Source organism: Parabacteroides sp. AF27-14, from assembly GCF_003635425.1.
In the GTDB taxonomy this organism is placed as follows: domain Bacteria; phylum Bacteroidota; class Bacteroidia; order Bacteroidales; family Tannerellaceae; genus Parabacteroides; species Parabacteroides distasonis.
Window position 1 is genome coordinate 150,168 of record NZ_QTLZ01000004.1, and the last position, 22,661, is coordinate 172,828.

Annotated in this window: 19 protein-coding genes, 3 tRNA genes and 1 pseudogene; 9 read left to right on the plus strand and 14 right to left on the minus strand. The window is 45.3% G+C overall.

Annotated features, from left to right (window positions below; translation table 11 throughout):
* Nucleotides 1-11: 11 nt before the first annotated feature.
* From DWY79_RS06050 to DWY79_RS06075, 6 genes and pseudogenes are all read left to right on the plus strand, one after another.
* Nucleotides 12-1,586, plus strand: coding sequence for a RagB/SusD family nutrient uptake outer membrane protein (locus tag DWY79_RS06050; protein WP_048928124.1), 1,575 nt, complete (start codon nucleotides 12-14; stop codon nucleotides 1,584-1,586).
* A 553-nt stretch (nucleotides 1,587-2,139) separates the two neighbouring features.
* Nucleotides 2,140-3,387, plus strand: a pseudogene (locus DWY79_RS06055) (AAA family ATPase); the annotation flags it as partial.
* Nucleotides 3,388-3,435: 48 nt separating this feature from the next.
* Nucleotides 3,436-4,470: an iron ABC transporter permease gene (locus DWY79_RS06060; RefSeq protein WP_009016971.1), complete on the plus strand. Its 1,035-nt coding sequence runs from the start codon at nucleotides 3,436-3,438 to the stop codon at nucleotides 4,468-4,470.
* Between the two features lie 5 nt (nucleotides 4,471-4,475).
* The gene (locus DWY79_RS06065) at nucleotides 4,476-5,486 is read left to right on the plus strand and encodes an ABC transporter ATP-binding protein (RefSeq protein WP_122369020.1); all 1,011 of its coding nucleotides are present in this window, start codon (nucleotides 4,476-4,478) and stop codon (nucleotides 5,484-5,486) included.
* Nucleotides 5,487-5,493: 7 nt separating this feature from the next.
* Entirely contained in the window at nucleotides 5,494-6,840 is a 1,347-nt protein-coding gene (locus DWY79_RS06070) for an MATE family efflux transporter (protein WP_005867849.1), read from the plus strand.
* Between the two features lie 84 nt (nucleotides 6,841-6,924).
* Complete coding sequence (locus DWY79_RS06075) at nucleotides 6,925-7,518, plus strand: DUF4251 domain-containing protein (protein ID WP_005859017.1); 594 nt, start codon at nucleotides 6,925-6,927, stop codon at nucleotides 7,516-7,518.
* 78 nt (nucleotides 7,519-7,596) lie between these two features.
* On the opposite strand, the gene DWY79_RS06080 is transcribed toward DWY79_RS06075, so the two are convergent.
* Together DWY79_RS06080 and DWY79_RS06085 are read right to left on the minus strand one after the other, a co-directional pair.
* Entirely contained in the window at nucleotides 7,597-9,345 is a 1,749-nt protein-coding gene (locus DWY79_RS06080; protein ID WP_122369021.1) for a RagB/SusD family nutrient uptake outer membrane protein, read from the minus strand.
* Between the two features lie 27 nt (nucleotides 9,346-9,372).
* Nucleotides 9,373-12,699, minus strand: coding sequence for a TonB-dependent receptor (locus DWY79_RS06085; protein WP_122369022.1), 3,327 nt, complete (start codon nucleotides 12,697-12,699; stop codon nucleotides 9,373-9,375).
* A 396-nt stretch (nucleotides 12,700-13,095) separates the two neighbouring features.
* Here DWY79_RS06085 and DWY79_RS06090 point away from each other — a divergent pair, with 396 nt between their 5' ends.
* The 3 genes from DWY79_RS06090 (at nucleotide 13,096) to gltA (ending at nucleotide 15,861) form a co-directional block, all read left to right on the plus strand.
* Nucleotides 13,096-13,482 carry a co-chaperone GroES family protein gene (locus DWY79_RS06090; RefSeq protein ID WP_005859009.1) on the plus strand — a complete coding sequence of 129 codons (387 nt, stop codon included), beginning with the start codon at nucleotides 13,096-13,098 and terminating at the stop codon, nucleotides 13,480-13,482.
* A gap of 91 nt (nucleotides 13,483-13,573) precedes the next feature.
* The gene (locus DWY79_RS06095; protein ID WP_005867880.1) at nucleotides 13,574-14,371 is read left to right on the plus strand and encodes a sulfide/dihydroorotate dehydrogenase-like FAD/NAD-binding protein; all 798 of its coding nucleotides are present in this window, start codon (nucleotides 13,574-13,576) and stop codon (nucleotides 14,369-14,371) included.
* 20 nt (nucleotides 14,372-14,391) lie between these two features.
* A complete protein-coding gene (gltA, locus tag DWY79_RS06100) occupies nucleotides 14,392-15,861 on the plus strand; it encodes an NADPH-dependent glutamate synthase (RefSeq protein ID WP_122369023.1) in 1,470 nt (489 codons plus the stop codon).
* Nucleotides 15,862-15,954: 93 nt separating this feature from the next.
* Here gltA and DWY79_RS06105 read toward each other — a convergent pair whose 3' ends face one another.
* The 12 genes from DWY79_RS06105 to DWY79_RS06160 all read right to left on the minus strand — a co-directional run bounded on the left by DWY79_RS06105 (nucleotide 15,955) and on the right by DWY79_RS06160 (nucleotide 22,633).
* Entirely contained in the window at nucleotides 15,955-16,338 is a 384-nt protein-coding gene (locus tag DWY79_RS06105) for a DUF3037 domain-containing protein (RefSeq protein WP_005867882.1), read from the minus strand.
* On the minus strand, nucleotides 16,316-17,098 hold the full coding sequence (locus tag DWY79_RS06110) for a HipA family kinase (RefSeq protein WP_057326578.1): 783 nt from the start codon (nucleotides 17,096-17,098) through the stop codon (nucleotides 16,316-16,318). The genes DWY79_RS06105 and DWY79_RS06110 overlap by 23 nt, the downstream gene beginning before the upstream one ends.
* Nucleotides 17,099-17,190: 92 nt before the next feature.
* Nucleotides 17,191-17,263: transfer RNA gene (locus DWY79_RS06115), tRNA-Gly, on the minus strand.
* Between the two features lie 15 nt (nucleotides 17,264-17,278).
* Nucleotides 17,279-17,363: transfer RNA gene (locus DWY79_RS06120), tRNA-Leu, on the minus strand.
* A 23-nt stretch (nucleotides 17,364-17,386) separates the two neighbouring features.
* A tRNA-Gly gene (locus DWY79_RS06125) sits at nucleotides 17,387-17,459 on the minus strand.
* Between the two features lie 60 nt (nucleotides 17,460-17,519).
* On the minus strand, nucleotides 17,520-18,005 hold the full coding sequence (locus tag DWY79_RS06130) for a (2Fe-2S)-binding protein (RefSeq protein WP_122369024.1): 486 nt from the start codon (nucleotides 18,003-18,005) through the stop codon (nucleotides 17,520-17,522).
* Nucleotides 17,998-19,338: an argininosuccinate lyase gene (gene argH / locus DWY79_RS06135; RefSeq protein ID WP_122369025.1), complete on the minus strand. Its 1,341-nt coding sequence runs from the start codon at nucleotides 19,336-19,338 to the stop codon at nucleotides 17,998-18,000. The genes DWY79_RS06130 and argH overlap by 8 nt, the downstream gene beginning before the upstream one ends.
* Nucleotides 19,339-19,351: 13 nt before the next feature.
* A complete protein-coding gene (locus DWY79_RS06140) occupies nucleotides 19,352-19,765 on the minus strand; it encodes a polyketide cyclase (RefSeq protein ID WP_005858994.1) in 414 nt (137 codons plus the stop codon).
* A 22-nt stretch (nucleotides 19,766-19,787) separates the two neighbouring features.
* Entirely contained in the window at nucleotides 19,788-20,423 is a 636-nt protein-coding gene (pyrE, locus tag DWY79_RS06145) for an orotate phosphoribosyltransferase (protein WP_008772664.1), read from the minus strand.
* An 86-nt stretch (nucleotides 20,424-20,509) separates the two neighbouring features.
* Nucleotides 20,510-21,199: a ComF family protein gene (locus DWY79_RS06150; RefSeq protein WP_122369026.1), complete on the minus strand. Its 690-nt coding sequence runs from the start codon at nucleotides 21,197-21,199 to the stop codon at nucleotides 20,510-20,512.
* On the minus strand, nucleotides 21,180-21,680 hold the full coding sequence (locus DWY79_RS06155; protein ID WP_008772662.1) for a regulatory protein RecX: 501 nt from the start codon (nucleotides 21,678-21,680) through the stop codon (nucleotides 21,180-21,182). Before DWY79_RS06155 ends, DWY79_RS06150 begins: the two co-directional genes overlap by 20 nt.
* Nucleotides 21,677-22,633: a HemK/PrmC family methyltransferase gene (locus tag DWY79_RS06160; RefSeq protein WP_122369027.1), complete on the minus strand. Its 957-nt coding sequence runs from the start codon at nucleotides 22,631-22,633 to the stop codon at nucleotides 21,677-21,679. Before DWY79_RS06160 ends, DWY79_RS06155 begins: the two co-directional genes overlap by 4 nt.
* Nucleotides 22,634-22,661: the final 28 nt, after the last annotated feature.

The following is a 22,661-nucleotide window of genomic DNA, read 5'->3' on the forward strand; positions in this document are numbered from 1 at the left end:
ATGCATTCGTTATGAAAAAAAGAAATATAATATCGTTCTTGACTGGCACGGCTCTCCTTTTTTCTATGCCAGCGTGTACGAACTTGGATGAAACGGTATACGATAATGTCCCTGCGGATTCATTCGGTTATACTGATTCGGAGATCAGTGTGTTGGTAGGGACCGTGTATAAGACATTGAAGAATTATCCTGCGGATGGAAATTTTATTGCGCTGGATGTGATGTCGGGATCTGATGCTGTTACTCCTACCCGTAAGGGTGGCGACTGGTATGATGGTGGTCAGTATCGTGAGATCTACATGCACACATGGACTTCGCAGACTTCTGTGATCAAGGGAGCATGGTCTACGGCTTCTGAGGCTATCGGTACTTGTAATGCCAACTTGAAGGTAGTGGAATCTTCTGATTTCTTATCGGACGAACAGATGTCTCTATATACATCTGAAATCCGAGGTATCCGTGCTTTTTGGATTTACAAGATGATGGACGATTGGGGCAATATTCCATTGGTTACTGATTATGCGGATAAGGAACTTCCGGCTTGCCAACCTCGCCAGGCCGTGTTTGATTGGTTGATTAAAGAAGTGACAGAGATTGCGGAAACTTGTCCGGGTCGTGAAAATGGTTATGCTAAGTTTACGAAAGGTGCAGCTTATACGTTGTTGGCTAAATTATATTTGAATGCGGAAGCTTGGGGTGTAAGTTGTAACAATGCTTACCAGATGGCCGCAGAGTGTTGCGACAAGGTGATGGCGATGGGTTATATATTAGAGCCGGACTTTAAGGCAAACTTCTCCTTGACGAACGAGAGTTCTCGTGAGGCGATCTTGGCCGCTCCGTTCTCAGAGACGGATACGGATAAGGATAATCGTTGGCAATTGATGAACCGTACGTTGCACTACAAAGATCAGTTGGCTCTTTCTAACGGTGTTTCTGCTTGGAATGGTGTTTGTGCGCAGCCGGAATATGTTAAATTGTTCTCTGATGACGATCCTCGTAAGGAAGCTACATTCTTGATCGGCCAGATGTATAATGCCTCGACCGGTGAGCCTATTGAGACAGACCATGGTTTCTTGTTGAACCATACGATCGATGTTACTATGTTGGCTGGTACGGAATATGATGGAACAACTTGGGGAGCGGTAAATCAGCACGATGGCGCACGTTGCCAAAAATGGCCGTACTCAACGACTTTGACAGACGCTATGGGTAATGACTTCCATGTGTTCCGTTATGCGGATGTTCTTTTAATGAAAGCAGAGGCATTGCTTCGTAGTGGTGGTAGTGCGTCTGAGGCCACAAGCTTGGTTAATCAAGTCCGTGAACGTGCGTTTGGTGATTCCAATCACAATTACGCTACTGTTACGCTGGATGATATCCTTCTTGAGCGTCGACTCGAATTGTCTTGGGAGATGCACAACCGTCAGGATGATATCCGTTTCGGGGTCTATGACAAAGGTATGTGGGCTGCTTCAAATTGTGTGAGAAAGACAGATGCTTATTTGAAATTGTTCCCTATATCTCAAGATGCTTATCAATCTAACGATAAATTGACTCAGAACCCGGGTTATCCTGCGTTCAAATAAGGATTTTTCGGAGCTAGATGAGGTATGCTTATACTTTGTCTAGCTCGTTTTGTATAATCTGATGTATTTGGATTCTATGAATCCGAAGATCCATTGGAAAATAAAAGAGACAAGAGCAGAAGGTTGTGCCAAAACACTGGCACAACCTTTTTTATGCGCGACTACCGGCGTGGGCCGTAAGGACTACTTGTGCAGGTCCTAGGCACTAGTGCTTATCGCTTGTGCCGATACGGATGAAATTCTCCTTGATCAAAAGGGTGGGTATAGCTAACTCATACGCCTATCCCCACTGAGGTTCTACTGCCCCAAACAGACGTTGCTTTTTTATCGATTATTAGGGGGGCTTTTGAGGCTTTTTGCAGAGGGACTGGCGTATGGGACCCTACCAAATTTATCCCCATGAAAGATGATGCGTCTTTTCCCTATAAGATGTATCATCTTACAATAACAAGATGTATCATGTTGCAGCGATAAGATGTATCATCTTTCATTATATTATAATGCTTGTTCCATAAAATGCCTTAACTTTGCCAAACAACAAAATATTTTCAGTATGAGTCAAGTGAAAGGAATCCCTTACGGAATATCAGATTTCAATCGAATAAGGAATGGTAATTTCTATTTCGTGGATAAAACGATGTACCTTCCGCTTATCGAGAAGATGCCTAGCTATCTTTTCTTGATCCGTCCGAGACGGTTTGGCAAGAGCGTATTCCTTAGCATGATGCGTACGTATTATGATATATTGCGTCAGGATGATTTTGATGCATATTTTGGAGATCTCTGGATTGGTACGCATCCAACCGGTGAAAGGAATAAGTATCAGGTACTTTATTTCGATTTCTCTAAAGCGGGCTGTTCGATGCCGGGAGCGGACCTGATGACAAGCTTCAATGACTATTGTGGCTTAATCATTAATCAGTTCGCGCATGTGTACGCAGCTTATTATGACGCTGATTTTAAGGAGACCGTCGAGCATATAGAAAGCGCGAAGTCTAAGCTGGCTTACATAGAGGTAAAAGCGAAGGAAAAGGGATATCCCCTGTATCTCATTATAGATGAGTACGACAACTTTACCAATGTGATATTGAGTGAGCATGGGCAGCGAATGTTTCATGACTTGACTCACGCCAGTGGTTTCTACCGGGAGTATTTCAAACAATTCAAGGGAATGTTTGACCGTATATTCATGATGGGGGTAAGCCCTGTGACGCTGGATGATTTGTCGAGTGGATATAATATAGACTGGAATATCTCGGTAGATCCTCGTTTTAATGTCATGATGGGTTTTGATGAAACGGATGTTCGTGAGATGTTCCGTTATTATCAGCAGAACGATATGCTCAAAGGGGATGCTGAGGCTATGATTACGGAAATGAAGCCTTGGTATGATAATTACTGTTTCGCAAGAGAGAGCTTGGGTGACGATCGGATTTTTAACTGTGATATGACTTTGTATTATTTACGTTGGCAAGTTGATTTTCATTGTTCCCCGGTAGAAATGGCCGATAAGAATATCCGAACGGACTATAGTAAGCTGAAGATGCTGGCACGTATTGATCGTGACTCTGTACAGGAGGAAAATCGTATGGGTACCATCGAGGAAATCGCGGCAAAAGGAGAGATCTTGGTGGACTTACATACATCCTTTCCTGCCGAACGGGTAACGGATATAGATAATTTCCGTAGTCTACTTTATTATTACGGTTTGCTTACGATGTGTGGTACTCGAGGCGATCGTTTAAGAATGTGTATTCCTAATAATTGCGTACGTGAGCAATATTTTGGTTTTCTTCGTGAGGTAGGGAGAAGTATAACATAACTCCGCTTTTTTGTATACCTTCGCGCCATGAACAAACAAGCACTGCTTTTTTATCCGTTGTTGGGGGTGGTTCTTTTGGTGCTCTTTGTGGGAGGGCTGGCGTATGGGGCCGTACCGATTCCTTTGGATCACGTGATGGATATTTTGCTGGGGAAGGGATCTGATAAGATCGCATGGCAGAATATCGTGTTGCAATCTCGTTTGCCTCAGGCTATAACCGCATTATTGGCGGGGGCTTCCTTGGCTACCAGCGGGTTGCTATTACAGACATTGTTCCGGAATCCGTTGGCGGGACCTTCCATATTGGGCATTAGTGATGGCGCTAATCTTGGAGTAGCCGCTATCATGCTCTATTTCGGTGGTACGTTGGGGCAGTTCACGGATTGGCCGATCAGCGGATATATGGCGGTAATCCTCGCGGCCTTTGTGGGGGCTTGCGTGATACTGGGACTGATTATCTATTTTTCGGCAAAAGTGAAGAATAATGTCATGCTTCTGATTATCGGAATCATGATTGGCTATCTAGCTTCTTCGGTTATTTCTATCTTGAATTATTATTCATCTACAGACCGGGTACATGCGTTCGTGATGTGGGGGCTTGGTAATTTTTCCGGTGTATCCTTGGAACAATTACCATTCTTTGGAACTTGTGCGTTAATCGGGCTGTTATTAGCGATCTTGCTGATCAAGCCTTTGAATGCCTTATTATTGGGAGAAATGTATGCCGCTAATTTAGGTATCCGGATCAAACGAACACGGATTGCGATTCTTTTGTGTACGGGAGTATTAACGGCTACAACTACTGCTTTTTGCGGCCCCATTTCCTTTGTCGGATTAGCAGTTCCACATATCGCCCGGTTGATGTTAGGCTCTTCCAATCATAAGATGTTGGTGCCAGTTACAATGCTGACAGGTTCCTGCGTTGCTCTTCTATGTAATATGCTGATGGTGGTACCGGGCAGTAATACGATCCTGCCATTGAATGCCGTTACCCCTATGCTTGGGGCGCCTGTTATTATTTACGTAATCGTGAACCGGAAAAATATTCAATATTTTAATTAGTGGTTATGGAAAGGATTCCAGTTATAAGGACAAGAAATCTGAGTATTGGATATGTTTTGAAAGGTGGACACCTAAAGTTGGTGCATGATGCCCTCGACTTGAATTTATATCCGGGCGAGGTGACTTGCCTTCTCGGGTTGAATGGTGCGGGAAAGTCTACCTTATTGCGTACGCTGTGCGGCTTCCAGCCCTCTCTGGGGGGCGAGATCGAATTGAAAGGAAAGCCGTTGGCCTCTTACTCGCAAGGTGATTTTTCCCGGATGGTAGGTGTTGTTCTCACGGAGAAGACAAATGCCGGTGGAATAACGGTTTACGAGTTGGTCTCTTTAGGAAGACATCCCTATACCGGCTTTTTCGGACAATTAAGGCAGGAAGATCGCAGGATTATCGAGGAATCGCTTGCTGCCGCCGGTATCGCTCATAAGGCTTATAATTATGTGTCGGAACTTAGTGATGGCGAGCGTCAGAAAGCCATGATCGCCAAAGCGCTGGCACAGCAATGCCCCATCATATTGTTGGATGAGCCGACGGCCTTTTTAGATGTGACAAGTCGGATAGAGACTATGGTCTTGTTACATACTTTAGCGGTAGAGCAACAAAAAGCGATTCTGCTATCGACGCATGATCTTGATTTGGCGATCCAGCTGGGAGACTGTCTATGGTTACAGGAGAAAAGTCGCCCAATGGCATGTGGAACGCCGGAGGACTTGATTATGGGAGGAGCTTTCGAGACTTTCTTTAGCAAGGAAGGAATCGTGTTTGATCCGAATACCGGGAAATTGAATACGGCAGCTCCAACAAAGCTTATTGGGGTTGAGGGGGATTTTATGACTTCTTATTGGGTTGGGAATGCCTTGATCCGGAATGGCTTTAAGCCCTCGTTGGTTAGCGAGGATTATATAAGTGTTTATTGTAATGCTCCGGATAGCCTGCGTATTCAGTTCCCTGCGGAAGAGGGCACGAGAATCGTAGGAAGTGTGGCGGAGATGATCTCAATCATAATTCATAAATCATAAGTTATATATGTCAAATGAGATTACATGGCGGCTGGAAAATGAGAATATAGGCCGTTTGTTGGTACATTACGCGATTCCCGCCGTTATCGGGACCATGGTTAATGCTCTTTATAATATCGTAGATCGTATATTTATCGGACAAGGAGTGGGTGCGCTAGCTATCTCCGGATTGACTTTGACTTTCCCGATACTACTCTTTATGCAGGCATTTGGAATGTTGATCGGTGCGGGAGCCGCTACAAGGGTCTCCATTCATCTAGGCCGTAAGGCGAATGATCTGGCAGATAATGTATTAGGAAACGCTTTCACTTTGACATTCATTATCGGAGCCTTGACGATTATCCCCAGTATGATTTTCTTGGATGATTTGTTAACGTGGTTCGGAGGAAGCGAGCAGACGATACCTTATGCGAAAGACTATTTATATATCGCTATCCCGGGTAATTTGCTGGCTACATTAAGCTTTAGCTTTAATGCCGTGATGCGTGCTTCCGGATATCCGAAAAAGGCGATGTTCACGATGATGATCGGTGCCGTATTGAACGTGATCCTAGACCCGATCTTTATCTTCTGGCTGGATATGGGGATACAGGGTGCCGCTATCGCTACGGTGATCTCCATGGCCGCCGGTGCCGCTTTCGTGATGAGTCATTTTATCAGCAAGGATAGTATTGTACGTTTCCATACGAAATATTTCCGGTTGAAAGGTTCCATTATTTGGAATATATTTACGATCGGCATGTCTCCATTTTCCATGCAGCTGGCGGGCAGTGTGGTTGTGGTGATCATGAACCATGCGTTGAAAGAGAATGGAGGCGATTTGGCGATTGGTGCCAGCGGTATTATTTCCAGTATCGCCATGCTGCTGGTTATGTTGATTATCGGTATCGCCCAAGGGATGCAACCGATTGTCGGGTTTAATCATGGCGCTGGGCATCATGACCGGGTATTGGCTACCTTGCGGTTGTCTATTATAGTATCGACCTTGATTACAGGGGTAGGATGTATCGTCAGTTTATTATTCCCGAGACTGATCGTTAGCGTATTCTCGACGGATGCCGAATTGGTGTCGATTACGGATAATGGATTACGTCTGACGATGCTGGTCTTTTTCGTTGTCGGTTCCCAGATTACGATCAGCCAGTTTTTTCAAAGTATCGGTGTCGCATGGAAAGCGATGTTTCTGAGTCTAAGTCGGCAGGTTTTATTCTTGATACCGGCTATTCTGCTATTTCCTCCGATCTGGGGATTGGATGGCGTTTGGCTAGCGCAACCTTTCTCCGATTTCATCGCGGCGGTAACCGCATGGGGCTTTTTATGGTATCATGTTAAAAACGTGAAAAATAAGGGTTAAAGATGAACTTATGTCGATGTTAATTGTATTTTTATTGTATGTATAAAAGTACTTTTATAGACAAACCTTTAAAAATGAGTTAATATGAAGAAGATTGTATTATTGCTCGCCGTTTTATTATTTGGTGCAGGGTCGATGATGGCACAGCAGGACAAGTCAGCAGAGAAAGCTGCGAAGCAGGCCGAGAAAGAAGCAAAGAAAGCAGAGAAGGCAGCGAAGAAAGCTGCGGAGGAAGCCGAGGCTAACGCATTGTTTGAACAAGCGGTGCAAGCTTTGAAGAATAAGGATTTCGTATTGGAAGCGGATCGTATAGAGTTTAAGCGCGGTAGTTTTGTTTATGTTACTCCGAACACGAACTTCGTTTCGGTGAAGGGTGAGAAGGCTACCATTCAGTTAGCGTTTAATACTCCGGCGGCCGGTCCTAACGGAATAGGAGGTATAACGGTTGATGGAACAACTTCCGGTGTACAGATGAAGACTGACAAAAAAGGAAACGTTATGTACGAGATGAATGTGCAGGGTGTAGCGGTATCCGCTAGGGTTACGTTCCGTATGGCGAAAGGTACGAATAAATGTACTGCCACGGTATCGCCTAACTTTAATAGCAACCGTATATCCTTTACGGGAAATCTCTATCCTTCGAGCGAGTCGAATGTGTTCAAGGGACGTTCTATTTAATGTAGATACAAAGAATCGTGAAGGCGGACTTTCTTTCGGGAAGCCCGCCTTTCTGTTTATAAGAAGGATGAGATTGGACTATTTCCAAGCATCATTTTGTACCAGATAAGCTTGGCCGTTCTCATCGTTTCCTGCGGTCTGGATCTCTGTCTCGGGAAGCGGGAACATCGTCTTAGAAGCGGTTGGAGCGGATACACCATAGAATTTAGTTAGGTATTGCTTCTCATAATTTATATATGCCGTCAATTCCTTGTTCATATAATCACCTCCCCAACGAACCAGATCGAAAAATCGTTGTCCTTCCATCGCAAGTTCCAGCTTACGTTCCATATGAATCGCCTTGATACAAGTTTCCTTGTTGCTGAATGCGGCGTGACTGGATGGATAAGGTTTCACTAAATAATTGGCGGCAGGCGTTCCGTCTTCCAGATAAATGATATTGTCCGGTTTGGCTGCACGTTCACGGATATCGTTTACTTGCTGCATGGCGGCACTTAATTCTCCGTCGTTCGCTAGGCATTCCGCGTATAACAATTTACAATCACGTAAGCATAGATATTGTAAATTCATGGCAGAACCGGGAGCCCAGCCGGATGAATAGGTGGAGCCAGCTAATCCGGCATCCTGTTCCGCTTTGCTATAGACATGCTTTTTCGGTAGGAATACACCACCGCTACTTACATTTCGTATCCAATCATTAGCAGGCAATCCCCAATCTTTATAGGGAATCTCCATACGTCCTACGGCGAAATCTAAACGAGGGTCCACGGCGATTGTTTTATCATTCTTAGAGATGTAATCATAATCGGTAACACGTTCTGTTACGGATTTTTTATTTCTGTACTCTCCATCAAGATAAGGAAGTCCGTTTTCGTCTACTTGGAATGAGTTTACCAGTTCGTAAGAGGGTTGATAAAATCCGCAACATCCACCGGGGCCTGTGTTATGAGGATAATTCAGTAAAAATCCGTAATTCCCGTTATTATTGGCTCCGACAGAGAATTGTACCTCAAAAATAGACTCTTTCCCATTTTCGGTAGTTGCGTTAAAATTTGCGTCCAGATCATCTTGTAAGGCTAATCTCTCTCCTTTAGGGCTTAATCCGTTTGCGATAATATCGGCCAAGATCGGTTTGGCGGCTGTCATATCACCTTGTTGCATTAGTATTTTAGCCTTTAACGCTTTTGCCGCTGTTTTCGTAGGGCGTGCCACTTCGGTCTGTTTTTCGGGTAATCCTTCGATGGCCGCTTCTACGTCTGCTAAAATATTAGGATAGATGTCCGTACCGTTATGAACTTTCGGGTCATTTTCTTCAGCGGCGATCGTCTCGTCGATATAGGGCATGCCGGTCGGCCCGAAAATCTTTACCCCTTCGAACATGAATAGGGCACGTAAGAATTTTAGCTCCGCGGTCCGGTAGGCCTTGGTTGTCTCATCCATGTCTGCCGCTTCTTTCATCACATTGAGTGCTAAGTTGCAACGTTGTGCTCCATAATATGCGTCTTTCCACTTATTCTGTAAATAGTCGTTTGTGGCCGTGACGGCATACGTCTCTACGGAGTTCAATACGGATTGGTCATTGGATTCGGAGCCTTTATTAGCGTCACCTCCGTATACACCACCGAATACCCAATTGAACATATTGTCATATCCGGTCGGCCGGGTCAAACCGGCATAAGCGTTGACCACCAATAACTCAACCCCTTCAGCATTTGTTAATGCTTCTTGGTCAATACTGCCTTGAGGAGCTTTATACAGGAAATCTTCACCGCAAGAACTCAAGGTAAATAAAGTAGCTGCGCTTACTATTAATATTTTATGTCTCATACTAGTCGTTTTTATTATAAAATGGATTTAGAAAGTAAAATTCACGCCCAATAAGAACCGCATGGTTGTAGGCCAGCCTCCCATATCGACTCCTCTTTTTAAGTCTACACGTCCGGCTCCATCGTTGTCAGAATCGCTTTGCCGTAAATAAGCGTTGGTAAACTCTGGGTCTAAGCCTGTATATCCGGTGATCGTAAGGATATTCTCGGCTTGTAAATACAGGCGGAGATTCTGGATACCAGCCTTCTTGAGTAATTCCTTAGGCAAGGAATATCCCAATACGAGATTTTTCAGGCGTAAGAAGGAGGCGTCTTCTACGTAATAAGAGCTAGAATAAGCTCCGGAATAGTTATCTTCCGTATTCAGCATAGGAAGGATAGCATTACTGTTATCGCCATTCAATGTCCATGATTGATCTCTGAGGCGTGAGGATTTATTACCGTTGAAAGTCCAGAAATCGGTAAAATATTTTGTGTTATTATATAAGTCATTGCCGATAGAGAAGTTCCAGAACATAGTAAAGTCCCAGTTTTTCCATGTTAACGTGGCGTTGAGGCCTCCGGTTAAGTCCGGATGAGGAGAGCCGATAAAGGTCCGGTCGCTATCATCCAATTTGCCGTCTCCGTTCAAGTCCTCGAAACGGAAGCGGCCGACATAAGCGGCAGCGTCTGCCTCTGTGATATCACTTTGTCCGAATGGCTTGGTTGCCATAACATCGGCTACGGACTCATAAAAACCATTTTGCTTCAACCCCCAGAATTCAGACACGGCATGTCCTTTTGTCGTACGGGTTACGTATCCTTCGATGCGCGTACCGCTAGCCCATAGAGAATAATCGTCAGCTTCTGCGAGTTTCAAGACCTCATTTTTATAATGGGATAAATTCAAGGATAGATCCCATGCCCAGTCTCCTTTTCGGTCACGGTAATTAAACATGAAGTCGAAACCGGTGTTCTTTATATCTCCGAAGTTGATATAAGGGCTTCCGGATTCTCCGGCCATCGAGGTGTAGGCCGCTTGTATCAACATATTGGATGTCTTCTTCGTATACCATTCGAATGAACCGCTGAATTTACCATTCAGGAAGGTTGCGTCCAGACCCAAGTTGACCATCTTGGTCATTTCCCATTTCGTATCAGTGTTACCGTAGGTACTGAGGCGGAATCCGGTTGTCTCGCTATTGTTCGCTCCGGTCATGTCGTAATTCGTATAGGAGGTGCTGGTCGTGAACAAATTGGCGAAATTAGTTGCGACAGGAATCTCTGAGTTACCCGTGACGCCGTAACCGGCTCGTATCTTTAAGTCGTCCAGCCAATCTCGGCTTGGTTCCATAAATGCCTCCTCTGACATACGCCAACCGGCGGAGATAGATGGAAAGACTCCGTAACGATTATTTTCCGAGAAACGGGAAACACCGTCCCGGCGGATAATACCGGTTAATAGATACTTATCCTTATATCCATAGTCTGCACGGGCAAACATACCAAATAGCGCGAATTCTCCATTGTAAGTGGAAGAGTTGGTACGTTGGCTATTGTTCTCGCCCATATCCAAGGTGTATGTATTGGTATTGTCTTCGAATAAATAGTTATATCTACGTGCGTTGAGGGATCTGCCTAAACCGTCCCGAATAGCCTCTGTTCCCAATAAGATGTTCAAGGAATGGATCTCATTGAATGTCCGGCTGAAAGATAACGTGTTGGTCCAAACCCAACGATAATTAAAGTAATTACTTTCGTAAAAGTTATTTTGACCGCCGGACTCGGAGAACTCCGGGTTGTTTTTAGTCATCGAGTAAGAATAGTCATTACGATAATCGATACCGAAGTTTGTTTTAAAAGTCAGTCCAGTCCATAGGTCTGCCTCTCCATATACGTTGCCAAATATACGTTGGGTAGTGGCATAATTATCCTTATTCCTTTCACGAATAGCTACAGGATTCTGGAAATTGCCGGTCCCGGCGAATAAGGAGCCTGCATAATTGCCCGCATAGTCATAAACCGGTACATAAGGAGAGGCCCGATAAGTCCATGAGTAGATGTTGGACTCTGTACCTGAGAAGCTAAGTCCGTTGTTTTTGCTAAAACTATAAGTTAGGTTCTCTCCGAATCGCAACCATGGGCGGACGTTATACGACGAATTAGCACGTGCTTGATAGCGTGTGAAATAAGATTCGATAGCGGTACCTTGCTGGTCGAAATAGTTCATGCTCATGGTGTATTGCCCTTTATCGGTACCTCCGGACAAGGATAGCTGATGATTCTGCATCCAACCGAGTTGACTGATCTCATCCCACCAGTTCGTATCGCCTACGGGCGCATAGACAACGTTGTTCGCTTGATCGTAATCGCTAGGATCGATGGAGGTGCTACCACCGGCGCCGGTTACGGTCATGTAATTAGGGAGATGATTAACCCAAGAGTCGGAAGTGCTTCCAAATTGCTGGTGGTAAGGTAATTCTCCGTTGGCGCTAGCTCCCGTTAGGTCCAGATTGTTTTTCGAGGCTTGCCATTCAACATCAATACGGTCATAAGCGTTTAAGACGTCATAGCGTTTACCTGTTTTAGAGAAACCGTAATATCCGTCATAGGTTAATCTCGGTTGTCCCGTTTTTGTCCCTTTCTTGGTCGTGATCAAAATGACGCCATTCGCTGCTTGCGCTCCGTAGATCGCAGCGGAAGAGGCGTCTTTCAATACTTGCATACTCTCGATGTCATTGGGATTGATAGAGCTTAGGTCTTGGTCACGAGTGGATACGCCATCGATAACATACAAAGGTCCGTTGTCATTGATGGAATTAATACCTCGGATGCGTACCATCGTGGCTGAACCGGGAGCACCGGAGGTACCGATGTTTACGCCCGCCGCTTTACCTTGCAACTGTTGTGTAGCGGAAGAACCGGAAGACGCCAATAGCTCTTCGGTATCGATAACCGCTACGGAACCTGTGATGTCCTTTTTCTGTTGGGTACCGTAACCGACAACGACTACCTCGTCTAGATTTTGGGTGTCTTCCTTTAAGATAATGTTCATGACGTTCCCGCTTGCAGGTGTTTGTTGAGTTACGTACCCGATGTAAGAGATGACCAGAATGGCATTCGGCTCTACTTCTAATACGTATTTACCATCCAGATCGGTGATCGTTCCGTTCGTGGTACCCTTTACGACTACGTTAACACCTAATAGGGGCTCTCCTTTAGCGTCGGTGATCGTACCCGTTATTTTCCGGGATTGTTGCGTAACGGAGGTTTCCGCTTTTAATACGGAACTTTGCGGTATGATAGCACCGCCTGCCAATAAAAAGCATAAGGCCAATCCTAGCCTGCTTTTAAAGATCGCATGTCTGTGTTTCATAATAAATAGGTTAATAAAGTCTAGTAAACTGAGGCAATATTAAGGTTTGTTTAGACGAAGACCAATAAAAATCAATGAATGCCTTTATCTATTCGGTGAAAAAGCCTTTTTAATCGGCGAACAACTTTTGGTGGAATTCTTTTGTTTTTTATCCGTCTGGGCAAAGAAAAAGGACACCGGCAGGTGTCCTTTTCTTTAATGTTTACCTATTCTGCCGGTCTGTATGATGAACCGGTTTGTTAGGGCTTTCACAAGTCCTAACGGTGCAAATGTAAATTAAGGAGAGAAGTATAAAAAATAGAATCAGTGAACTGGCGGAATTATTCGATGAACAGGGTTTTTTGTTCGGTAAACTTTCCGTAAGTTCGCGAAATAAAAATTTAACATCTTATAATCATGCAACTATCCATAGATCAAAAAGACATCGATAAATTTCTGATGATAGGCGATAAAGTATTGATCAAGCCTAAGAATCCACAGAGCCAGACTAAGACCGGATTGTATCTGCCTCCCTCGGTTCAACAAGGGGAGAAGATACAAGCGGGTTATATCATAAAGACGGGGCCCGGATATCCGTTGCCTTCTCAATCTGAGGAGCATGAGGTCTGGGAGAAAAAGAAAGGGGAGGAGGTGCAATACTTGCCGCTTCAAGCCCGTGAAGGTGATTTGGCTGTCTATTTGCAAAATGCCGCTTACGAGATCAATTTTAATGACGAGAAGTTCTTGATTGTTCCTCATTCCGCTATTTTGATGTTAGTGCGTGATGAAGGTTTGTTTGAATAAAGCCTTTTGTTAAGGAAAATAGGGCTATATTCACTTTTTTATCTTATTTTTGCCAGCAAAACAAGACAAACTATCAACAGTAGCGATTATAATGAATAAGATTGTAAGTAAAGAACATTTCTCAGCCAACGTGGTGAAGCTGGAAGTCGAGGCTCCTTTGATCGCCCGCTCCCGCAAGGCCGGTCACTTCGTGATCGTGAAGGTTGGCGAAAAAGGCGAACGTATACCTCTTACCATTGCCGGGGCGGATACCGAGAAAGGTACCATCACCTTGGTGATCCAAGCGGTAGGCGGCTCATCCCGTAAGATCTGTGAATTGAACGAGGGTGACTATATCACGGATGTGGTGGGTCCGTTAGGGCAGGCTACCCATATCGAGAAGGTTGGAACGGTTGTTTGTGCCGGTGGTGGCGTAGGTGTCGCTCCGTTGTTGCCGATCGTGGAGGCTTTCCATAAGGCAGGAAATCGTGTGATCGTCGTATTGGCGGCCCGTACCAAGGACTTGGTGATCCTTGAGGAGCAGATGCGCCAAAACTCGGATGAGGTAATTATCATGACCGATGACGGATCGTATGGTATGAAAGGCTTGGTGACGAATGGCGTGGAGAGCGTGATCAACCGGGAGAGGGTGGATTTATGCGTTACGATCGGTCCGGCTATTATGATGAAATTCGTTTCCGCTCTTACAAAGAAATACGAGATTCCTACCGTAGCTTCCTTGAATACGATCATGGTGGACGGAACGGGTATGTGTGGTGCTTGCCGTATTACGGTAGGCGGGAAGACCAAGTTCGTTTGTGTGGACGGACCGGAGTTCGATGCTCATCAAGTGGATTTTGATGAGATGATCATGCGCCTCGGCGCTTATAAGGATATAGAGAAGAAATAACGAAACCACGTAATTGAATCATGACAACAGAAGAATTAATCGCTGCTCGTCGTGCCGAACCTTGGCGGGAGGCGCTTCGCAAAAGCAAGAAAAATAAAGAACGTGCGGATATCCCCCGTGTGAAGATGAACGAGTTGGACCCGGAATACCGGAGTCGTACCCGTTTGGAGGAAGTTAACTTAGGTTTGACAAAAGAACAGGCTATGCAAGAGGCCGAGCGCTGTCTGGATTGTCCGAATCCTACTTGTATGCAGGGATGTCCGGTAAATATCAATATACCTACTTTTATCAAGAATATCGAGCGTGGGGAATTCTTGGAGGCCGCTAAGACCTTGAAAGAGACAAGTGCCCTGCCCGCTGTTTGCGGTCGTGTCTGTCCGCAGGAGAAACAATGTGAGAGCAAGTGTATCCATTTGAAAATGGGTAAGGAAGCGGTTGCCATTGGCTACTTGGAACGTTTCGCCGCTGATTACGAACGTGAGAGCGGTAATATCTCGGTTCCGGAGATTGCGGAGAAGAACGGTATCAAGATTGCCGTGGTAGGTTCCGGTCCTGCCGGATTGTCTTTTGCCGGAGATATGGCGAAGCGTGGATATGATGTGACTGTGTTCGAGGCATTGCATGAGATCGGTGGTGTATTGAAATATGGTATCCCGGAGTTCCGCCTACCGAATAAGATCGTGGACGTGGAGATTGATGGCCTTCGTAAGATGGGCGTACAGTTTGAGAAAGATTGTATCGTGGGTAAGACGATCAGTTATGATGATTTGCATGCGGATGGCTTTAAGGGCGTGTTCGTGGCAAGTGGCGCCGGTCTGCCTAACTTTATGAACATTCCGGGTGAGAACTTTGTGGGCGTGATGTCGTCCAACGAGTATTTGACCCGTGTAAACTTGATGGATGCGGCGAATCCGGAAAGTGATACGCCGGTGCTACAAGGGAAGAAGGTGGCCGTGATCGGAGGTGGCAATACAGCTATGGACTCTGTCCGTACTGCTTGCCGTCTGGGCGCTGAGCGTGCTATGATTGTCTACCGTCGTAGCGAGGAGGAGATGCCTGCCCGTCTGGAAGAGGTGAAACATGCGAAGGAAGAAGGTGTAGAGTTCTTGACGCTTCATAATCCGATTGAATATATAGGAGATGAAAGAGGTCGTGTTAAGCAGATGCGCTTGCAGAAGATGGAGCTAGGTGAGGCGGATGCCTCTGGTCGCCGTCGTCCGGTACCTATCGAGGGAGCTATCGAAACAATCGATGTGGATGAGGTGATCGTTAGCGTCGGTGTATCTCCGAATCCATTAATACCCCGTGCCTTTGGAGGCTTGGAGGTGAGCAAGAAGGGTACGATCGTAGTGGAGGAAGACAGTATGCGCTCCGCTTTAGGCGATGTGTATGCCGGTGGTGACATCGTTCGTGGTGGAGCTACCGTGATTCTGGCGATGGGAGACGGTCGTAAGGCTGCCGCCGCTATGGATGCGGACTTAAGAGGATAAGTATAATATCTATTAGTTCTATAAGGAAAGACGGGTTGTTTGGACGATCCGTCTTTTTTCTTTTATCGTGATACGGAGATTTATGTTTATTATCTATAAGACTAATTCTTGAAATAATCTCTCAAATGTCTGTTCTAGATCGTTGGAAAAACCGGGATGTGGACGCGAGGTTTGGATAGAGGCACTTCTTATGGCGGTAAGCCAACGAAAGCGCTCCGGAATATCTAGGCTGGCTATAGGACCTCCATCCTTCGCGCCGGAACATATCTTATCGAAAACGTGGAGATTCGTACACAAAGATTCCTTATCTATATCTGATGTGAACAGACGAAGTTTCTCCTCGTTTACATGATAGCGAGCCTTGATGAATTTAGGCCGTTTACAGAACATGATAAGGCCTACATTGATAAACTCCTCCCGTTCGATTTTCGGTACGATACGGATTACGGCATATTCATATAAGTGTTTGTCTTGCATGTCGAGCTTCATTTATAAACGTGTCAGAATGGGCGATTCGGTCAATTAAAAACCGGATATATACATCACGTATCTCTTGAGGCGTACCGGGACTATCGTTCCAATGCAACCAATCGTCGGGTACTAGACCTACGATCTCACGAATTTTCTCTTCCGTTAAGATACGTTTGAAATCTTTGTTTACTTCCTCCAGCAGCGTCGCTTGTGGCAATAATACATGATCCTTGATATGGATGAAAGGGCCGATCGCATGTTTTTGCCAATTTACCCATGAGAAATGGAAAAATAAGGAAGCTCCATGATCGATGAGCCAAAGTTCTTTATTCCATATCAACATATTCGTATTCCGGACCGTGCGGTCTATATTTGTCAAAAGAGCATCGAGCCATACGACTTGTGAGGCGAGTTTGGGATCTACACGATTGACTACCGGATCGAAAGTCAAGGCTCCGGATAAAAAATGTAATCCCAGATTGAGCCCTTGACTTGCTTGTAGTAAGTCTTGTATCTCCTCGTCACCTTCCGACCGCCCGAAAGCCTCGTCAAGATTCAGGAAGACCAATTCCGGTACATGGAAACCCAAGCAACGAGCGATCTCACCTCCGATCACCTCGGCTATCAAGGCTTTTGTCCCATGTCCGGCTCCCCGGAACTTAACGACATATTTAAACTCATCGTCTGCCTCCGCTAAAGCAGGCAATGATCCGCCTTCCCGCAGAGGCATGATATATCGGGTAACATTCGCTGTACGTAATTCCATAACCCTCACTTTAATTGAAGATAAAGATACGATTATATTTTAGAAATAAAAAGCCCCGCTATTCTTTCGAACAGCGAGGCCTTTTGGAAGCGAGCGGAAGACGGGACTCGAACCCGCGACCCTAACCTTGGCAAGGTTATGCTCTACCAACTGAGCTACTTCCGCAATTAAATTAGATCGTACTCGAAGCGGGACTTGAACCCGCACAGCCGCAATGGCCAAAGGATTTTAAGTCCTTCGTGTCTACCGATTCCACCATTCGAGCATCCACCTCTTCTCTAAGAGTTGAGCGGAAGACGGGACTCGAACCCGCGACCCTAACCTTGGCAAGGTTATGCTCTACCAACTGAGCTACTTCCGCATTGTTTGTTTCTCTTTTGCGAGTGCAAAGGTAGTACAAATATTTATACTACCAAATCTTTTAGCGAAAAAAATCATTATAAATGCGAATAATATTACCATTAACTTCGACTGTATATGGTTGTAATCTATATTTAGCTTCTGCGCTAGGTCCTTCTACAGGATTACCGAAGCCATTTAATAACTCATATTTACTGCCACATTTTGGGCAAATCGCATATATACCAGATTCTTCAACTTCTACTGTTACGTTACTTGATGCTTCATAAGGACAAGCGGCATCAAATGCATAGAAAGTGCTTGTACCAATACTAGATAAACCATGATAAACTAAGACACCACCAAAGCCCATTTTTTCTCCATATTGATTTGCATCTTTTTGTGTGTATATCTTATGCGCCATTGTTGCACTTAAGACTTTATCATTAAAAGATAGATCAAGCTCAATATAGACTTGACGAGTGGGGATACGTATTTCTATCGTATCTGCGCAAGATAATAGCGTAAACAAGATCAAAAGTGGAAATATCCGTCTTATCTTATCCATAGACCAATTTCTTTTCAGCCTCGTTCATCCGTTCGAAAGAGAAAGAACCTATCACGCTACGCATCATGGTGGCGATTGGTTCGTTACATAGATTACCGATACTGCCTTCGTGTGTATGGTTAACGCTCTTCGAAGGAACGAATTTACCGGCCTCGATATCCAAACCTACTTGCTTATAAGCGTCACGGAAAGGCATTCCGGCCAAGACACGGCGGTTCACTTCTTCCACGCTAAACAATAGAGAATATTTATCATCGTCCAATATATGCTCGTTCACTTTCACCTCACGCATCATATGAGTTACCATGCGTAAGCAATCCTTCAGCTCGTCGAAAGCCGGTAGGAAGACTTCCTTGATGATCTGGAGATCCCGGAAGTAACCGGAAGGAAGATTATTGCTGATCAAGATGATTTGCTGAGGCAAGCCTTGAAGCTTATTGCATTTGGCACGTGTCAACTCAAATACATCCGGATTCTTCTTATGCGGCATGATACTGGAGCCGGTCGTGAACTGATCCGGCAGTTTGATGAAGCCAAAGTTCTGGCTATTGAACATACAAGCGTCGAACGCTAACTTGGAGAGCGTAGCGGCGATACCCGCCATAGCGAAAGCTACGGTGCGTTCCATCTTGCCACGTCCCATCTGAGCGTATACCACGTTGTAGTCCAGCGAGTCGAAACCTAATAAATCCGTAGTCATCTGGCGGTTTAGCGGGAAGGATGAACCATATCCGGCGGCGGAACCCAGCGGGTTACGGTTGCAAATACGGTATGCGGCTTGCATAAGTTGCAAATCATCTACCAAGCTCTCCGCGTAAGCGCCGAACCAAAGTCCGAACGAAGAGGGCATAGCTACCTGTAGATGCGTATATCCGGGAAGCAGTACATCCTTGTACCGGTTACTCTGGGAGATCAAAACGTCGAACAAGCCGGAAACCAACTCAACCAATTCTTGTATTTGCGAACGGGTGAAAAGTTTCAGATCCAATAGAACCTGATCATTGCGGGAACGCCCGCTATGGATCTTCTTGCCCATATCGCCCAAACGGCGTGTAAGCATGAGTTCCACCTGCGAGTGCACATCCTCGATGCCTTCCTCGATGATGAATTCTCCACGATCCGCTACGGCGTATATATTCCGTAATTCTGCTAATAAGACGTTTAGTTCCTCTTTGGTCAACAAACCGATACTTTCCAGCATCGTGATATGCGCCATAGAGCCTAATACGTCATATTTAGCGAGGTAAAGATCCATCTCACGGTCCTTACCTACCGTGAAGATATCTACTTCATGATCTACCTGTACATTTTTTTCCCAAAGTTTCTGAGCCATAATGAAAAAGGAATTAATAAGGCAAGGAGGCGATAACGGTCGAGATTTTATCCACAGCCTCTTGCAAAGGTTTCGATACCATTGGTTTCAAGAACGGATTCAGATCGGCACGAACCGTGATTTTTAACCGTGTGTCGTCCTCGGCCACCTGTTTCAATTGTATCCACAAGAAAAGGGGAACAGGAGAGTTGGTCGTCGTGAACTTGATTAATTTATTCGGCTCTCTTTCTACGATCTGGAAGGTAATCTTACCAACGGGATCGACAGCGAAACTACAGGTATCGCTGTCGAACTCAAAATTTTTTATTTTATCTTGCGGGATGCGATCCTTGATACGTTCCAAGTTGGAAAGATCGGACAACATCGTGAAGATACGTTCATCATTGTGTGGGATCTGTTTGACCTCACTCACAAATTCTTCAGTCATTGAGTGTTTTTTTGTTTATTACTTATTTCGGGTCCCAGCTAGCCGGATCTTTACGCCATTCCTGAAGAACCGCGATCTCAGACTCATCGATGTAATGCGTACGGACAGCTTCTTCCAAGACAGCGTCGTAGTTACTCAATGTAGTCAATGTTACTTTAGCGTCTTTGAAAGCGGCTTCCGCTACAGGGAATCCATAGGTAAAGATAGCTACCATACCCGCAACATCGCAACCAAAGTTACGTACGGCTTGTACGGCTTTCAAGCTACTACCTCCGGTAGATACCAAATCCTCGATGATCACTACTTTAGAACCCGGTTTCAATTCTCCCTCGATAAGGTTTTCCAATCCATGATCCTTTGGCGTAGAGCGGATGTATACGAATGGCAATCCTAATAAATCGGCTACTAAAGCACCTTGAGCGATCGCGCCTGTAGCAACACCGGCAATGGCATCTACGTTCTCGAATTTTTCACTAATCACACGAGCCAACTCCAATTTAATGAAGCTACGAACGACCGGATAAGAAAGAGTCTTTCGGTTGTCATTGTAGATCGGAGATTTCCAGCCGGATGCCCAAGTAAACGGATTGGCCGGTTGCAACTTTACGGCTTTAATCTTTAATAATTTTTCTGCTACTAAACTTTCCAGTGTTTTCATACAATCCTATATTTATATCAGTTTGCAAAAATAGATAAACTGAATGACATTACCTTGAATATCGTACGTTAATTTTTTATTAATATTTATGCGACAGATAGGGCTAAAATGCTGATGCGTATGCCCGGAATCCCTGATAAAGCCTTTGCGCAAGCGGAAATCGTGGCTCCGGTTGTGATCACGTCGTCTATGAGCAGGATATGTTTGTTTTTTAAGCTTTCCGGATGAATGACATTAAAAATAGAACATACATTTAACCAACGGTCGTAAATGGCCTTACGAGTTTGGGTACTTGTGTGGGTGGTGCGGGCTAGACTTCGCGTATCGATGGGGATATCCCATATGGAACGGATGCCGGAGGCGATCCATTCGGACTGGTTGTAACCTCTTTGCCGTTTTTTGCGGGGATGCAGGGGAACGGGGATAAGGAGGTCTACGGTACATATCGGGCTGTGATCCGCTTGGAGCTCTCTCGCTATCTGCCGTCCGAGTAGATAGCCCAGCTCTTTATTATCATGGTATTTGAGCGAGTGGATCAGGCTTTGTACTTTTCCGCCTTTCTCGTATCGTAGATAAGCGGTGGCATATTCGATCCGGTTCTTTCCGATAAAAAGTTGCTCGACGGGGTTGTTCACCAGTTGATGATATCCCGTGTGCGGCAGGTCGCATAGGCATTTCAGGCAAATTTGTTCTTCTCCCTCGACGAGTGGTCGTTTACATATTTTACATAAGTTTGGGAAAAACAGGTTGAGCAGATTATTCCATGTCGTCGGCATAATCCTCGCAGTCTGTTCCTTTGAATAATTGGCTTAGGCAATCCAACGTGATCCGGCTTTCGAAACCTCGTCCGGCGGCGAAACGGAGTAACTTGTTGAATAGGTCCCGCTCGTCTTTTCCTTTGGTCGATTTCTTTTTGCTTTTTAGTAAATCGAGTAAGATGGAACGGTATTCTCCCTCGTCGATGGCGGCGAGCGATTCTTCCCGGATCGGGGAGGGGATGTTTTTCTTATAAAGCTCGTAGCCTATTTTTACCCGTCCCCATTTATTGAACCGTAGCTTATCGTTCACGAAGAAACGGGTGTAACGGGATTCGTCGATAAACCGCTCTTTCAGCAATCGGGCGATGATACGCTCGGAGGCGTCGGGAGGAAGTCCGGCGGCATCGATCTTTTTCTGTACGTCTTGTATGCAGCGTTCGGCGGCGGAGCAATAGGCGGCTGCCCGGTGCAACATCTCGGGTTCGGTTATCTCTTTCATATTTTTGCTTTTACGATACGGTCTTTTCCGTATAAATCTTGTATTAATTCGACTTCGGTGTAATTCTCTTGACGTAGCATCGCTACGGTCTCTTTTCCGCAAAGGGCGTTGATCTCGAAGTATAGATGCCCGCCTTCCGCCAAATGCCTTTGTCCGAAGCGGGCGATGGCCCGGTAAAAGAGAAGCGGATCGTCATCGGGAACGAACAAGGCCAGGTGAGGCTCGTTCTCCAAAACGTTCGCTTCCATGGTCGCTTTCTCCTTATCCATTATATAAGGAGGGTTACTGACGATGCAATTGAAGTTGCCTATAGGAGAAACAGCGGTTTCTTCCGTATGGGATTTTGGTTTCATGTACGTGAAACTTTTGTTTTCCTTACGTGAAACTTTTGTTTCTTCTACGTGAAACTTTAGTTTTCCTTGCATGAAACTGGGATAACCTTCGGAAAGGATATCCAATTCGAGAAAAGATACGGAAACTTGATTCAGTCGGGCGTTCTCCTCGGCCACGGCAAGTGCCTCGGGCGATATATCTACCGCCGCTACCTCAGCCTTCGGAAGATGTTTCGCCAAGGAAATAGCGATACAGCCGCTTCCCGTACCAATATCTAATATACGAGGGGCTTGGCCTCGGTAGTCCGTGATGATCCGCTCGACCAACTCGGCGGTTTCCGGGCGGGGAGTCAATACGTCCGGCGTCACCTTAAACTCCATCCCGTAAAAATCCGCTATGCCTAATAAGTATTGTATGGGCTTGTATAAACGCAGTCCTTCTACAATCTCCTTGATTTTAAATTTCTCCGTATCAGATAATTCTTTACCTTTGCCTAACAGGAGTTGATGGGTAGAAAGACCGCAAACACGTTCCATGATGAGCCGGACGAGCGCTTGGGCTTCGCCGGGAGGATAAATATCTTTGAGGGAATTTCGGATGTAGGCGATGGTCTCAGTCATATCTTACTCTTGTTTTATCGCGAAAGTA